Genomic DNA, 15,449 nt, shown 5'->3' on the forward strand with positions numbered 1-15,449 from the left:
GAGTCGCCCCTTGAAAACCCTTCAGAGTCCGCCGGACATCACGGTGCTCGCCCGCGCCGCCGCCAAGGTCAAACGCCACGTACTGCCGCTGTTCGTGGTGATGTTCATCGTCAACTACATCGACCGGGTCAACATCGGTTTCGTGCGCAGCCATCTGGAAACCGATCTGGGCATTGGCGCAGCGGCTTATGGACTTGGCGCCGGATTGTTTTTCGTCGGTTACGCACTGTTCGAAGTGCCGTCCAACATGCTGTTGCAGCGCTACGGCGCGCGGGCCTGGCTGACCCGAATCATGTTCACCTGGGGCGCTGCGGCCATGGCCATGGCTTTTGTTCAGGGTGAAACCAGTTTCTACGTGCTGCGCTTTATCCTCGGTGCGGCCGAGGCCGGGTTCTTCCCGGGGATCATTTACTATTTCACCCAATGGCTGCCAGCGTCCGAGCGCGGCAAAACCATGGCGGTGTTTCTCAGCGGCTCAGCGATTGCCTCGGTGATTTCCGGACCGGTGTCCGGTGCGCTGTTGCATATCAGCGGACTGGGCATGCACGGCTGGCAGTGGATGTTTCTCATCGAAGGCGCAGCGTCGGTGGTGTTGTGTGCTTTCGTCTGGTTCTGGCTGCAATCGCACCCGCGTCAAGCCAAGTGGCTGAGCGAGGAGGAGCGAGACGCATTGGTCGCGGCGATTGCCGAGGAGCAGCGCGCTCGCGAAGCGGTACAAGTCGCCAAGCCGTCGATGTTCAAGCTGTTGGCCGACCGGCAGATTGCGCTGTTCTGCTTCATCTATTTCTCTATTGCCCTGACCATTTACGGCGCGACGTTCTGGTTGCCGAGCATGATCAAGAAGATGGGCAACCTGGGCGATTTTCAGGTCGGGCTGCTCAATTCGATTCCGTGGATCATTTCGATTGTCGCCATGTACGTCTTCGCAGCGATGGCCGGCAAATGGAAATTCCAGCAGGCCTGGGTCGCGCTGACCCTGGTGATCGCCGCCATCGGTATGTTCATGTCGACCACCGGCGGGCCGGTGTTCGCCTTCGTCGCCATCTGCTTCGCCGCTATCGGTTTCAAAGCGGCGTCGGCGCTGTTCTGGCCGATACCGCAAAGTTATCTGGATGCGCGCATCGCTGCGGCGGTCATCGCGCTGATCAATTCCATCGGTAACCTTGGCGGTTTCGTCGCGCCGACCGCGTTCGGCATTCTCGAACAAACCACCGGTTCCATCGAGGGCGGCCTGTACGGCCTGGCGGCGACATCGCTGGTCGCCGCCGTGGTGATCTTCTTCGCCCGCACGGCGCCTGGTGCCAAAGGTAAAACCCCGGCAAAGCCAAGTGACGAAGCCGCCGCTGTCGTGCCGGCTCGTCCGGCTGCGAGCCACTGAATCGATTGTTGATCTGTCAGGAGCGTTATCTTGAAAATCACCCGTGTCAGCGTCACCCCGATTGCTTTCCGCGATCCGCCACTGCTCAACGCCAGCGGCATCCACGAACCTTTTGCCCTGCGCTCGATCATCGAGATTGAAAGTGACAACGGCTACATCGGCCTCGGCGAAAGCTACGGCGATGCGCCGGCGCTGGCGATCCAGCAACAATTGCAGAGCCAGTTGATCGGCCTCGATCCGTTCAATCTCAATCAATTGCGCGCGATCGTGCAGGCCACCGTGGCGGCGAATAAACCCGTCGGCGTCGCTGGTGCCGAACTGGCCCCCGGTTCCCACGCCAGCAAAGCGGTGAGCAACGCCTACTCGGCATTTGAAGTAGCTTTTCTCGATTTGCAAGCGCACTACCTGAACGTGCCACTGGTGGACCTGCTCGGCGGGGCGATCCGCGATGAAGTGCCGTTCAGCGCTTACCTGTTTTTCAAGTACGCCGAGCATATCGACTCGCCCTACAAGCCGGACAACTGGGGCGAGGCGCTGAGCGAGCAACAGATCGTCGCGCAGGCAGCGCGGATGATCGAAGCGTACGGATTCAAGAGCATCAAGCTCAAGGCCGGCACTTTGCTGCCGGAGCATGAAGTGGCTTGCATCAAGGCGCTGAAAAAAGCCTTTCCGGGTTTTCCGCTGCGCATTGATCCGAACGGCAATTGGTCACTGGAGACGGCGATTCGCATGGCCGAACTGCTCGGCGATGATCTGCAGTATTACGAAGACCCGACCCCGGGCCTTGATGGCATGGCTGAACTGCACAAGCGCACCGGTCTGCCCCTGGCGACCAATATGGTCGTCACTGATTTCGACGAGTTCCGCTGCAGCGTTGCGCAGAACAGCGTGCAGATCGTCCTCGCCGACCACCATTACTGGGGTGGCCTGCGGGATACGCAGACGCTGGCGAAAATGTGCGATGTGTTTGGCCTCGGCGTGTCGATGCATTCCAATTCGCACCTGGGCATCAGCCTGATGGCCATGGCCCATGTGGCGGCGGCGGTGCCGAATCTGGATTACGCCTGCGACACCCACTACCCGTGGCAGGAGCCGGACGAGGAAGTGATCAAGGGCGGCAAGCTGCCGATTGTCGATGGCTGCGTGAAGATCACCCGTGCGCCGGGGTTGGGGTTGGAACTGGACCATGAGCAACTGGCCAAGCTGCATGATCAGTACCTGACGTGCGGGATTCGCCAGAGGGATGATGTGCGGCAGATGCAGCGGTACAAGGCGGATTGGCGGGCGGTCAAGCCGAGGTTTTGAGGTCGTTGCGACTGGCCTCTTCGCGAGCAGGCTCGCTCCCACACTTGGCATACATTTCCCTGTGGGAGCGAGCCTGCTCGCGAATGGCCGCGACGCGATCGTTCAGAGGGTATCAACCAGCCAATCCCGAAACGCTCTCAACGAAGGCAAATTCTCATTGCGCGGCGGATACACCAGGTAATAGCTGCGGCGGCTGGTAATCGGCTCGCCCAGTTGCAGCAACTCGCCCTTGAGCAACTCATCTTCGACCAGAATCCGCGGCACCAGGCCCACGCCGATATTGGCGCGTACCGCCTGAATCAAGTGCGAGGTCATTTCGAAGCTCGGCCCGATCCGCATGCTGCGATGTGGCAGTTGGTGATGGCTGAACCATTCCGCCCACGCCTGGGCATTGCTGCTGACGTTGAGCAGCAACTGCCCGGCAATGTGTCGCTCGGCCTCCTCGTGTTCCGTTGCCGACAACTGCGCGCTGGCAATCGCCACCAATTCTTCGGTGTGCAGGGGCAGGGCGGTCAGGCCTGGCCATTCACCACCGCCGACACAGATGGCCGCGTCGATTTCGCTGGTATCGAAGTCGATGGTTTCGATCCGCGAATGCAAGTGCACGGTCATGCCCGGGTGCGCCGTGTAGAAATCCTTCAGCCGTGGCAGCAGCCATTTCGAGCCGAAGGTCGGCAGCGTCGCCAGGCGCAGGCTATGGATGCCCGAACCAAACGCCATCGCCTGCAAAGTCGCGCTGCGAATCTGCCCGAGGGCTTCGCTGAGCTCGCGCTGATACATGCGCCCGACATCCGTCAGCACCACGTGCCGGCCTTCGCGGCTGAACAAGCGCATGCCGAGCATCTTCTCGAGAATCTGTACTTGGCGGCTGACCGCGCTCTGCGTCAGTGACAATTCATGGGCGGCGCGGGTGTAGCTCTCATGGCGAGCGGCGGCCTCGAAAGCCAGCAGCAGCGACATGGACGGTGTGAGGGTGCGCGGGTTCATTCGTAAAACTCATCGATAGCGGGTCGAAATTACGCTTGTTCCATGGCTGGCCAGCAATGAACATGGGCGCAATCAGATGGCGGAGCCTGACGCAATCATTCCTTGCGCACAACTGTTCACCGCCACACAGCCCGATTTGACCGAGATGACCCGACCGATGATTGCCCAGCTGTCGCCTGCCAGAGCCCTGACCGGCGATTACCAACAATTCCTCGCCGCCCTGAAAGACAGCGGCTTTCGCGGGGAAATCAGCGCCGATTACGCCAGCCGCGTGGTGCTCGCGACCGACAACTCGATCTATCAGCGCCTGCCGCAAGCGGCGGTGTTTCCGCTGGATGCGGACGATGTGGCACGTGTCGCACGGCTGATTGCCGAACCGGCGTACGAGAAAGTGGTGATCACCCCGCGTGGCGGTGGCACCGGTACCAACGGCCAATCGCTGACGGACGGCATCGTCGTCGACCTGTCGCGGCACATGAACCGCATTCTGGAAATCAACGTTGAACAACGCTGGGTGCGCGTACAGGCCGGGGTGGTCAAGGATCAGCTCAACGCCGCGTTGAAATCCGCCGGGCTGTTTTTTGCTCCGGAACTGTCGACCTCGAACCGCGCCACGGTCGGCGGCATGATCAACACCGACGCCAGCGGCCAGGGCAGTTGCACCTACGGCAAGACCCGCGACCATGTGCTCGAGCTTGAGATGATCCTGCGCGGCGGCGAGTGTCTGCACGGCCTGCCGCTGGCCGAGGATGAGCTTGCAGCGCAGTGCGCCCGCGATGATCGCGTCGGCGAAGTCTATCGTTGTGCGCGGCAGATTATTGATGAACAGGGCGAGCTGATCAAGGCACGCTTTCCCGATCTCAACCGCTGCCTGACCGGTTATGACCTGGCGCATCTGCGCGAGGCCGATCAGCGCTTCAACCTCAACAGCGTGCTCTGTGGCGCTGAAGGCTCGCTGGGCTTTGTGGTCGAAGCGCGACTCAACGTGCTGCCGATTCCCAAGCACACCATGCTGGTCAACATCCGCTACGCCGGGTTCATGGATGCCTTGCGCGATGCGCGGGCGTTGATGGCGCTCAAGCCGTTGTCGATTGAAACCGTCGACTCCAAAGTCTTGCTGTTGGCGATGCAGGACATCGTCTGGCACGGCGTTGCCGAATATTTTCCGGAAAACGCTGAGCGGCCGACTCTGGGCATCAATCTGGTCGAGTTCTGCGGTGACGATCCCGAAGATCTGCAACGCCGCGTCGAAGCGTTCTTCGAACATCTGCAAAACGACCGCACCGTGGAGCGCCTGGGCCATACGCTGGCGGTTGGTCAGGCAGCGGTGAACAAGGTCTATGGCATGCGCAAACGGGCGGTGGGCCTGCTCGGCAATGTCGCCGGCGAAGCCCGCCCGCAGCCGTTCGTTGAAGACACCGCGGTGCCGCCGCAGCACTTGGCCGAATACATCGCCGAACTGCGCGACCTGCTCGACAGCCACGGTTTGCAGTACGGCATGTTCGGCCATGTCGACGCCGGCGTACTGCACGTGCGGCCGATCCTCGATATGAAAGACCCGCAGCAAGCGGCGCTGGTTCGTCCGGTGTCCGATGGCGTCGCCGCGTTGACCCAGCGCTACGGCGGCCTGCTCTGGGGCGAGCACGGCAAGGGACTGCGTTCGGAATACGCGCCGGCATTCTTCGGCGAGTTGTACCCGGCGCTGCAAGCCTTGAAAGCGGCGTTCGACCCATTCAACCAGTTCAATCCGGGCAAAATCGCCACGCCGGCCAACAGCGGTGCAGCGCTACTGAAAATTGACGAAGTGACCCTGCGCGGCGAGCTGGATCGGCAGATCGACGAGAAAGTCTGGCAAAGCTACGGCGCCGCCATGCACTGCAATGGCAACGGCGCCTGCTACAACTTCGATCCCGATGACGCCATGTGCCCGTCGTGGAAAGCCACCCGCGAACGCGCGCAGTCGCCCAAGGGCCGCGCTTCACTGATTCGCGAATGGCTGCGGTTGCAGGGCGAGGCGGGCGTCGATGTGCTCTCGGATGCGATTCGCAAACCGGCGTTTTTCCGCTCGCTGTGGCAGCGCTGGCGCAACAGTCGCGATCCGTCGGCGGACTTCTCCCACGAAGTGTATGACGCCATGGCCGGTTGCCTGGCCTGCAAATCCTGCGCGGGGCAGTGCCCGGTGAAGGTCAACGTGCCGGAATTTCGCTCGCGTTTTCTCGAGCTGTATCACAGTCGTTATCTGCGTCCGGCGCGGGACTATCTGATTGCCTCGCTGGAATACACCATTCCCTACATGGCGCGGATTCCGGCACTTTACAACGGTCTGATGGGCGCTGGCTGGGTGCGTGGCGCGCTGGCGCGGATCGGTGGCATGGTCGATGTGCCGTTGCTCAGCCGTTTCGATTTCCACGCGGCGATGCGCCGTTGGCAGGTGCAGCCAGCGACGGTTGCAACGCTGTCGGCGCTGAGCCCAGGGCAACGCGAACGCAGTGTGGTCATCGTGCAGGACGCCTTCACCCGCTACTTCGAAGCGCCGTTGTTGGCGGATCTGGTCGAGCTGATTTCGCGTCTGGGTTATCAGGTCTATCTCGCGCCGTTCAGCGCCAACGGCAAGCCGCTGCATGTGCAGGGCTTTCTCTCGGCGTTCAATCGGGCGGCGTTGCGTAATGCTGAGCAGTTGCAGGCGCTGGCGCAGACCGGCGTGCCTTTGCTGGGGCTGGATCCGGCGATGACTTTGGTCTATCGCCAGGAATACCTGAAAGTGCCGGGCTTGAATGAGTGTCCTGAAGTGGCGCTGGTGCAGGAATGGTTACTCAAGGTCATGCCGGAGCAGGCGCCTGAGGCTCAGCCCAAAGCGTTCCGTCTGCTCGCCCATTGCACGGAGAAAACCAACGCGCCGGCCGCGACCCGCCAGTGGGAACAGGTCTTCGAACGTGCCGGTCTGAAGCTGGCCACGCAGGCTACCGGTTGCTGCGGCATGTCCGGTACTTACGGCCACGAAGCACGCAATCGCCAGACCTCGGCAGTCATTTATGAGCAGTCGTGGGCGCGTCAGGTGCAGGCGCCGGCGGAGCAGGGCGAGGCGTTGGCGACCGGCTACTCCTGCCGCAGCCAGGTCAAGCGCCAGTCGGATCAGGCGCTGCGCCATCCGTTGCAGGTGTTGCTGGAGACGCTGCGTCGCTGATCGTGTCGCTGGTGTCCTTGTCCCAGATCAGGCGCGGGTCGAAACTCATCGCCGCGAGCATCGTGAACACCACGACCAGGCCGAAGAACAGGATGCCCGGTCGTGGCTCGATATCGCCCAGCGCCTGGAACTTCACCAGCGCCGCGACCAGCGCGACCACCAGCACATCGAGCATCGACCAGTAGCCGATCAGTTCGACGAAGCGGTACAGCTTCGAACGCTCCCTGCGCGCCCAATCGCTGTTGCGCTGCACGGTGACCAGCAGCAAGGTCAGGGCGACGAACTTGACCCCCGGCACCGCGATGCTGGCGATGAAAATGATCAGGGCGATGTCCCACGCTCCGGCCTCCCAGAACTCCAGCACGCCACTCATGATCGTGCTGTCGGCGCCGTTGCCGAGCATCACCGTATTCATCACCGGCAGCAGATTGGCGGGAACATAAAACGCCAGGGCGGCGAGCATGTACGCCCAGGTGCGCGTCAGCGAATTGGTCTTGCGCCGATGCAACGGCGCATCACAGCGTGGGCACTCGTGTGGCTCGTCGGTCATATCGCAGGCAAGGCCACAGCTGTGGCACAGGCATAAATTGAGTTCGCTGGCGGTCGGTGGACGCTTCATAAAATGTCCCAGAGTTCGCGTATGTCCCGGCCGGCAATGCGGATCATCATCAGGCTCAGCACCGCCAGGGCGAACAGGCCGATCCCCGGCAGCACATCGAGCAGGCCGGCGAGTTTGAACACCGCGACCATAGCCCCCAGCAGGCACACCTCGAGCATGCTCCACGGGCGCAGGGTTTCCAGCCAGCGCATGCACAGATTGAACCCCGGTGCCCGCCTCATGCCGAGGGCGAAACTCAACACCCAGACCAGCAACACTAGCTGAAATGCCGGGGCGATGATGATCGCGATCGCTGCGACCATGGCGATAAAGGTGATCGGCCCCTGGCTCAGCGCGAGCACCGAATCCCAAAGGGTCGCACTGTTCTTCATGCCTTTGAGGCTGATGCTCATCACCGGATAGAAATTGGCGAACAGCCACAGCATCGCCGCCGTGAACGTCAGCGCCAGACGCTGCTCGATGGTCAGGCCGTTGAAGCGCTGCAGCACGCCACCGCAGCGCACGCACAGGGTTTTCTGGTGTTTGCCGAGCACGACTTTCTCGTACACGCAATCACAGTGCTCGCAGATGATCAGGTGTTCGGTGTTGACCATGGACAGCGCTCAAGGGCAGGGCGGACCTGTTCACTATAGAAGGCTGGGGCCGATGGGCAACCTCAATGGCGACATGTTTAGGTTTTGCTTTTTTGATGTTATAAGGTAACGCGAAATTCGAGGGCGGCGTTGTGGCTGTCCGGTGTTATTCCTCTCGATTGCGAAAGATCCATGACCCCAGTGCTTCCCCGTTCTGCCCCATTGACGACTGGCCGGCTGCTATCCATTGATGCGCTCAGAGGCCTGGTGATCCTGTTCATGCTGCTCGATCACGTACGCGAAACCTTCCTGTTGCACCGACAGGTCTCCGATCCGATGGACATCGCCAGCACCGAGCCGGCGCTGTTTTTCAGCCGCACATTGGCGCATTTGTGTGCGCCGGTATTTGTCTTGCTGACCGGCCTGTCGGCATGGCTGTACGGTGAAAAATACGCCGGCAAAGCCGATGTCAGCGCGTTTCTGTTCAAGCGCGGATTGTTTCTGGTGGCGCTCGAATTCACTTTGGTCAACTTCGCCTGGACCTTCCAGTTGCCGCCGAGCGTGATCTACCTGCAAGTGATCTGGGCGATCGGCCTGAGCATGATCGCGCTGGCGCTGCTGGTCTGGTTGCCACGTGCGCTGTTGCTGACGCTGAGCGTGGCGATCATCGCCGGGCACAACCTGCTCGACGCGGTGCATTTCCCGGTTGAGTCGGCGATGCATGTGCCTTGGGCGATTCTGCACGACCGCGGCTGGATCGAGATCAGCGAAAACCTGCGCCTGCGCACCTCGTACCCGCTGCTGCCGTGGATTGGTGTAATCGGCCTGGGCTATGCGCTGGGGCCGTGGTTTGCTCGCGGCATGGACGCGGCGGTGCGTCAGCGTCGTTTGCTGATTGCCGGGGTCGCTGGATTGCTGGGCTTTGTGGCGCTGCGCTTGATCAATGGCTACGGCGAAAAGCCGTGGGCGATCAGCGATTCGCTGGTGCAGACACTGATGAGCTTTTTCAATATCACCAAATACCCGCCGTCGCTGCTATTCATCGCGCTGACCGTGAGTACGGGGCTGTTGCTGTTGCTCGCCTTTGAGCGCGTGCAGAGTCGCCGCTGGATTGGCTGGCTGACGGTGTTCGGTTCGGCGCCGATGTTTTTCTATCTGCTGCACTTGTACGTGTTGAAGGTGTTGTACCTGATTGGCGTGGCGCTGTTTGGCCTGAATCAGGGCGGCTATTTCGGCTTTTCGACGGTGACGGCGGTGTGGCTGGCGGCAGTGATTCTTGCCGTGGTGCTGTTCCCGGCAGTGCGCTGGTTCTCTGCATTGAAGGCGCGGCGGCGCGACATCAGCTGGCTGAAGTATCTGTAAATCGAAGCAGAGCATGTGGGAGTCGTGCGCCAAATCATCTGCGCAGCCGTGTCCCTGTGGGAGCGAGCCTGCTCGCGAAGAGGTGTGTCAGTCGATGCAGCGGTGACTGACAGGCCGCTTTCGCGAGCAGGCTCGCTCCCACAGGTTTTACAGCACTCGGCTTATTTACGATCCAGCCACACGGTCTGGGCATTGCAGAACTCGCGTACGCCGAAATGCGACAGCTCACGGCCAAAGCCGCTTTTTTTCACGCCGCCGAAGGTCACACGTGGATCGCTGGCGGAGTAGCCGTTGATGAACACGCCACCGGTTTCCAGTTCACTGGTCAGTTGCTCAGCCAGCGCCACGTTCGCGGTGTAGATAGTCGCGGTCAGGCCGAAATCGCTGTCGTTAGCCAAGGCTACGGCGTGTGCGCAATCGCGGGCGGTGATAATCGAGGCGACCGGGCCGAACAGTTCTTGCTTGAACGAGGTCATGCGGTCGGTTACATCGGCCAGCACGGTCGGTTCGTAGAAATTGCCGGCGCCCTCGGCTTTTCGGCCGCCGAGCAGCAGCGTCGCGCCTTCCTCCAACGTGTCACGCACTTGCTGATCCAGTTCATCGCGCAGATCGAACCGCGCCATCGGCCCGATGTAAGTGTCAGCGTTGAGCGGATCGCCCATCTTCAACTGGCGTATCGCTTCAACGAACTTGCGGGTGAATTCCTCGACAACACCTTGTTCGATGATCAGACGCTTGGCAGCCGCGCAAACCTGGCCGGAGTTCTGATAACGACCGACCACCGCCGCGTGCACCGCCTCATCCAGATCAGCATCGTTGAGCACAATGAACGGATCGGAGCCGCCCAGTTCCAGCACGCATTTCTTCAATGCCGCACCGGCCTGAGCACCGATGGCCATGCCGGCGCGGACGCTGCCGGTCAGGGTCACGGCGGCAATGCGCGGATCGGCGATGGCGCTGGAAACGCCTTCCGGGGTGACGTTGATCACTTCAAACACGCCATCGGGAAAACCGGCGCGGACAAACGCATCGCGCAGCAGGTAAGCGCTGCCCATCACGTTCGGCGCATGCTTGAGCACGTAAGTGTTGCCAGCGATCAACGTCGGCACCGCGCCGCGCAGCACTTGCCAGATCGGGAAGTTCCACGGCATCACCGCCAGAATCGGCCCCAGCGGACGGTACTCGATGCGCGCCTTGCCGCCTTCAACCTGGGTGGCTTCGGCGTCGAGCATGGCCGGGCCGTGTTCGGCGTACCACTCGCAGAGCTTGGCGCATTTCTCGATTTCGCCACGGGCCTGGGCGATCGGCTTGCCCATTTCCTGGGTGATCATGGTCGCCATCGCTTCTGAGGTTTCACGCAGCGCGCCGGCGAGTGCGGTCAAAAGGCGCGAACGATCCTGCAGCGGCTTGCGCTTCCACTTGCCGAAAGCGAAGGCAGCGCGAGTCAGTGCCGCATCAAGGGCGGCGGCGGATTCAAACGCGTAATGACCGATCTGCTCGCCGGTGGCAGGGTTGATGGAGATGGCGTGGGTCTGGCTGGAAATCTGGCTCATTGACGTTGTCCTGTAGGTTCGTCGGATGGGCCTAGAGTAGGGTGGCGTTAGTTTTCTGGAAACTGAATAATAAAGATCGTTTCCTTCACGATTGGAGAATGACTGTGGATCTGGTGCAACTGGAAATCTTCAAGGCCGTGGCCGAGCACGGCAGCATCAGCGCTGCCGCCACGCAGATTCATCGCGTGCCGTCGAACCTGACCACACGGATCAAACAGCTGGAGCAGGACCTCGGCGTCGATCTCTTTATCCGCGAGAAAAGCCGTCTGCGCCTGTCGCCGGCCGGGTGGAGTTTTCTCGAATACACGCGGCGTATTCTCGATCTGGTGCAGGAAGCTCGAGCCACTGTGGCGGGTGAGGAACCCCAGGGCGCGTTCCCCTTGGGTTCGCTGGAAAGTACCGCAGCAGTGCGTATCCCCGAACTGTTGGCGGCGTACAACCAGCAGCACCCGAAGGTCGACCTCGACCTGTCCACAGGGCCATCGGGGACGATGATCGACGGCGTGCTGTCCGGGCGTCTCGCCGCTGCATTTGTCGACGGCCCGGTGCTGCATCCGGCCCTGGAGGGTGTGCCGGCGTTCGAGGAGGAAATGGTCATCATCGCGCCGCTCAATCATTCACCGGTCGAACGCGCGGCGGACGTTAACGGCGAAAATATCTACGCGTTCCGCTCCAACTGTTCCTACCGTCACCATTTCGAAAAATGGTTCAGCACCGACGCTGCCGTACCCGGCAAGATCTTCGAAATGGAGTCCTACCACGGCATGCTCGCCTGCGTCAGCGCCGGTGCCGGCCTGGCGCTGATGCCGCGCAAAATGCTGCAGAGCATGCCCGGCAGCGCGACGGTCAGCGTCTGGCCGCTGACCGCGGACTTTCGTTATCTGACCACCTGGCTGGTGTGGCGCCGAGGCACGGTGTCGCGCAGTCTGAGCATGTTCGTGCGCTTGCTTGAAGAGCGGGGCGTGGTGCGTGAGCAAGCCTGATCGAGCGCATCTTTATGGCGTGCCGTTGCGCCCGTACAAACGATAACCGTCGCGCTGATTCAAGCGATCGTAATAGGCGCGCACCGCAGCCAGGTCACCGTGATCGAGCGGCGTTTCGAACCAGCGATTCACTGACAGCCCGATCGGAATGTCCGCCAGGGAAAACTGCTCGCCACTGACGTAAGCGCCGGTCTTCTCCAATTGGCGATCAAGGATTTGCATGTTGCGCGTCCAGTCCCGACAACCGGCGGCCAACGCGTCGCGATCCTGATAATCCGGCGACTTGCGCACCAGCGCCATCAGCGGGTACGACCAAGAGCGATTCAGCTCCGAGGCCTGCCAATCGATCCACTGATCGACCCGCGCGCGGGCGATGGGCTCAACCGGATACAAATGCGCACCGCCGTAACGCGTCGCCAGATAACGAATGATCGTGTTGGATTCCCAGAGAGTGAAATCGCCGTCCTGGATCACCGGCACCATGGCGCAGGGATTGAGCGCGAGAAACTCCGGCGTGTTCGGCGACTTGAAACCCGAACCCCAGTCTTCGCGCTCGAACGGGATGTCCAGTTCGGCACAGGTCCACAGCACTTTGCGCACGTTGATCGATGAGGCTTTGCCGAGTATTCGCAGCATTGGATTTCCTTCTCCGAGTGGTGGACGCAGAAAAATACCATAGCGCAAAACACAAGGCCCGCATCGCGCGGGCCTTGGTTCATCAGCATCTGACTACGGCTTTTGCCGGGCGGGATTACCGGTTGAGGAACGCCAGCAAATCCTCATTCAACGCCTGCGCATGCGTCACGGCAAAACCGTGCGGCGCGCCGGCGTAGACCTTCAACTCGGCGCCTTTGATTTGCGCGGCGGCCTGCTTGCCGGTGGTTTCGAACGGCACGATCTGGTCGCCGTCGCCATGGATCACCAGGGTCGGCACATCGATCTTGGCCATGTCCGGGCGGAAGTCGGTTTCCGAGAACGCGGTCACGCAATCGACGGTGCCCTTGAGCGATGCCAGCAGCGCGATGTTCAAGGTTTGCGTGAGCACGCCGTCAGAGACTTTCTGGCCCTGATTGGTGCCGTAGAACGGCGCGTTGAAGTCGGCGATGAACTGCGCGCGATCTTTCAGCAGCCCAGCCTTGATGCCGTCGAACACCGATTTGTCGACGCCCTCGGCGAAGTCGGCCTTCTTGCCGAACAGCGGCGTCACCGCACCGAGCAATACCAGACCGGCAACACGCTCGCTGCCGTGGCGGGCGATGTAGCGGCTGACGTCGCCGCCACCCATCGAGAAGCCGACTAGGGTCACGTCGCGCAGGTCCAAATGGTTGATCAGGCCAGCGATGTCATCAGCGAAGGTGTCGTAGTCGTAGCCGGTCCACGGCTGCTCCGAGCGACCGAAACCACGGCGGTCGAAGGCAATGGTGCGGTAGCCGCGACTGCTCAGGTATTCCATCTGGTATTCCCACATGTCGGCATCCAGCGGCCAGCCGTGGCTGAACAGCACGGGCTTGCCGCTGCCCCAGTCCTTGTAATAGATCTCGGTGCCGTCTTGGGTCTTGAAGGTGCTCATGCAAACTCCTTGTGATCGTGTGTGGACGAGAATAGATGCCGAATGGGCAACCGCCACTATCCGCGCAAAATGTGTCGGCCACTTGTACGCAAGTGCTGGTTTCACCCGTATGTACGCGCGGCAAACACCGATGAACGGCGCAAACATAAGTTTGACGTCAAAATGATGGCCATCTAATATCGCGCCACTATTTTGATGTCACTTTTTATGTCGAGGGATCGAACATGTTTTCACCCGCCTTCACGGCGCGGTTGTGCCTGGCGCTGCTCTGCCTTTCTCCGCTTGAATCTGCCTGGGCCGCGCCCACTCCTGGTGAAACCGATCTGATCCGCGAACGTCAGAACCGTTTGCTCGAAGAGCAGCAGCGGCGCCTCGAAGAACTCAAGGATCTGCCCGGCAAAGACGCCAAACCGGCGCAACCGACAGCACCCGCCGATACGCGCTGCTTCACCATCGAGGACATCGAACTCAAAGGTGCAGACAGCCTCTCGGAGCGCGAAAAGACGCGGCTGCTCAAGCCTTATATCGGCGAATGCCTCGGCGTGCCGCAGCTCAACGAGTTGCTCAAAGTCATCACCGACCATTACATCGAAAAAGGTCTGGTCACCAGTCGTGCGTATTTGCCGCAACAGGATCTGTCCGCCGGGCACCTGAAAGTGCTCGTGGTCGAAGGCAAGCTCGAAGGCATGAAGGGCGCAGAAAACAGCCGGCTCTCGGATCGCGAACTGGCCATGGCCTTTCCCGGCAAAAGCGGTGAACTGGTCAACCTGCGCGAGATCGAGCAAATGGTCGACCAGCTCAATCGCCTGCCGTCCAACCAGGCCAAAATGGAGCTGGCGCCGGGGCAGAATGTCGGCGGCAGTGAAGTGCGCGTGACCAACACGCCGCAGAAGCCATGGCGCGCCGGCCTGTCCCGAAGCAACGATGGCCAGCGCAGCACCGGCGAGCAGCAGTGGGGCACCTCGTTCGACTGGGACAGCCCGCTGGGTCTGGCTGACCAATTGAGCCTGCGCGGCGGTCACGATGCGATGACCGATCATCAGCACACCTCCAACAACGCCATGCTCAATTACAGTCTGCCGTGGGGCTGGTGGACGTTCAGTTACACCTACAGCCAGAGCGAGTACCGCTCGCAGATCGCCGCCAACGGCTACAACTTCAAGCAGACCGGCGACAGCGAAAACCATCAACTGCGCGCCGAGCGCGTGATCCATCGCGACGCGGTCAGCAAGACCTCCCTCAGTGCGGGACTTTCGTACCTGCGCAGCAACAACTTCATCGAAGACAGCAAACTCAAACTGAGCAGCAATCGCATCAGCGAAGCGCAATTCGGCTTCAACCACGGCCGGCGCGTCGGCAGCGCATTCATCAACTTCGACGCTGGCGTGCAGGAGGGCATCGGTGCTTTCGATGCGCAGGGCAGTCACGATCCCGGTCCCGGCGAACCGGATGCACGCTACCGCAAATACACCGCAACCCTGAGCTATTTGCAGCCGTTCAAATTACTCGGTGAGTCATTCAGCTTCAGCAGCCTGATGACCGGCCAGCGCAGCGAAGATGTGCTGTTCAGCCCACAGCGCACCAGCCTCGGCGGCTCGGCGTCGATCCGCGGCTACAAGGATCAATCGCTGTCCGGCGACAGTGGTGGCTACTGGCGCAACGACCTGCGCTGGAGCCGCCCGGTGACGGCCGAATGGCTGCAACCGGTGTTCGCCGAATACGGCACCAGCCTCGGTTACGACCAGGGCGTAATTCGCGGCGATCGCTACAACGGCGATCAGCACGGACGCATGTCGAGCAACTCGCTGGAGCTGTTCGCCCGTGGTCAGCATGTGGCCGCCAGCGTGACTTTCGCGCATTCCCTGGAACGACCGGACGCGCTGACCGAGCGTGAAGCGCCGATCTATTTCCGCCTGGATTTCTTCATTTAATTTTT

General features: G+C 61.2%; 12 protein-coding genes. 6 read left to right on the top strand and 6 right to left on the bottom strand.

Annotation, left to right across the window (positions count from 1 at the left end; translation table 11 throughout):
* Positions 1-10 precede the first annotated feature (10 nt).
* Together PspCFBP13508_RS14765 and PspCFBP13508_RS14770 are read left to right on the top strand one after the other, a co-directional pair.
* On the top strand, positions 11-1,378 hold the full coding sequence (locus PspCFBP13508_RS14765) for an MFS transporter (protein ID WP_137214938.1): 1,368 nt from the start codon (positions 11-13) through the stop codon (positions 1,376-1,378).
* 30 nt (positions 1,379-1,408) lie between these two features.
* Positions 1,409-2,683, top strand: a complete 1,275-nt coding sequence (locus PspCFBP13508_RS14770; protein WP_137214939.1) for a glucarate dehydratase family protein — start codon at positions 1,409-1,411, stop codon at positions 2,681-2,683.
* A gap of 102 nt (positions 2,684-2,785) precedes the next feature.
* Here PspCFBP13508_RS14770 and PspCFBP13508_RS14775 read toward each other — a convergent pair whose 3' ends face one another.
* Positions 2,786-3,670: a LysR substrate-binding domain-containing protein gene (locus PspCFBP13508_RS14775; protein WP_137214940.1), complete on the bottom strand. Its 885-nt coding sequence runs from the start codon at positions 3,668-3,670 to the stop codon at positions 2,786-2,788.
* A 157-nt stretch (positions 3,671-3,827) separates the two neighbouring features.
* Between PspCFBP13508_RS14775 and PspCFBP13508_RS14780 the strand changes: the two genes are divergently transcribed.
* Positions 3,828-6,854, top strand: coding sequence for an FAD-binding and (Fe-S)-binding domain-containing protein (locus PspCFBP13508_RS14780; RefSeq protein WP_137214994.1), 3,027 nt, complete (start codon positions 3,828-3,830; stop codon positions 6,852-6,854).
* Here PspCFBP13508_RS14780 and PspCFBP13508_RS14785 read toward each other — a convergent pair.
* On the bottom strand, positions 6,787-7,473 hold the full coding sequence (locus tag PspCFBP13508_RS14785; protein WP_137214941.1) for a paraquat-inducible protein A: 687 nt from the start codon (positions 7,471-7,473) through the stop codon (positions 6,787-6,789). The genes PspCFBP13508_RS14780 and PspCFBP13508_RS14785 overlap by 68 nt on opposite strands.
* Positions 7,470-8,066, bottom strand: coding sequence for a paraquat-inducible protein A (locus PspCFBP13508_RS14790; protein WP_122612500.1), 597 nt, complete (start codon positions 8,064-8,066; stop codon positions 7,470-7,472). Before PspCFBP13508_RS14790 ends, PspCFBP13508_RS14785 begins: the two co-directional genes overlap by 4 nt.
* 171 nt (positions 8,067-8,237) lie before the next feature.
* Between PspCFBP13508_RS14790 and PspCFBP13508_RS14795 the strand changes: the two genes are divergently transcribed.
* A complete protein-coding gene (locus tag PspCFBP13508_RS14795; RefSeq protein ID WP_137214942.1) occupies positions 8,238-9,407 on the top strand; it encodes a DUF1624 domain-containing protein in 1,170 nt (389 codons plus the stop codon).
* Positions 9,408-9,568: 161 nt separating this feature from the next.
* Here the strand turns inward: PspCFBP13508_RS14795 and PspCFBP13508_RS14800 are convergent, their stop codons facing one another.
* Positions 9,569-10,960, bottom strand: coding sequence for an aldehyde dehydrogenase family protein (locus tag PspCFBP13508_RS14800; RefSeq protein ID WP_137214943.1), 1,392 nt, complete (start codon positions 10,958-10,960; stop codon positions 9,569-9,571).
* Positions 10,961-11,064: 104 nt separating this feature from the next.
* Between PspCFBP13508_RS14800 and PspCFBP13508_RS14805 the strand changes: the two genes are divergently transcribed.
* The gene (locus tag PspCFBP13508_RS14805) at positions 11,065-11,943 is read left to right on the top strand and encodes a LysR family transcriptional regulator (protein WP_038862196.1); all 879 of its coding nucleotides are present in this window, start codon (positions 11,065-11,067) and stop codon (positions 11,941-11,943) included.
* A gap of 12 nt (positions 11,944-11,955) precedes the next feature.
* Here PspCFBP13508_RS14805 and PspCFBP13508_RS14810 read toward each other — a convergent pair whose 3' ends face one another.
* Entirely contained in the window at positions 11,956-12,579 is a 624-nt protein-coding gene (locus PspCFBP13508_RS14810) for a glutathione S-transferase (protein ID WP_130912111.1), read from the bottom strand.
* 115 nt (positions 12,580-12,694) lie between these two features.
* Positions 12,695-13,513 carry an alpha/beta hydrolase gene (locus PspCFBP13508_RS14815; RefSeq protein WP_125918533.1) on the bottom strand — a complete coding sequence of 273 codons (819 nt, stop codon included), beginning with the start codon at positions 13,511-13,513 and terminating at the stop codon, positions 12,695-12,697.
* A gap of 224 nt (positions 13,514-13,737) precedes the next feature.
* Here PspCFBP13508_RS14815 and PspCFBP13508_RS14820 point away from each other — a divergent pair, with 224 nt between their 5' ends.
* Positions 13,738-15,444 (top strand): ShlB/FhaC/HecB family hemolysin secretion/activation protein, encoded by a 1,707-nt coding sequence (locus PspCFBP13508_RS14820; protein WP_137214944.1) that lies wholly within the window; start codon positions 13,738-13,740, stop codon positions 15,442-15,444.
* Positions 15,445-15,449 lie beyond the last annotated feature (5 nt).

Origin of the sequence: Pseudomonas sp. CFBP13508 (genome assembly GCF_005233515.1) — a bacterium.
Taxonomy (GTDB): Bacteria; Pseudomonadota; Gammaproteobacteria; order Pseudomonadales; family Pseudomonadaceae; genus Aquipseudomonas; species Aquipseudomonas mercuritolerans.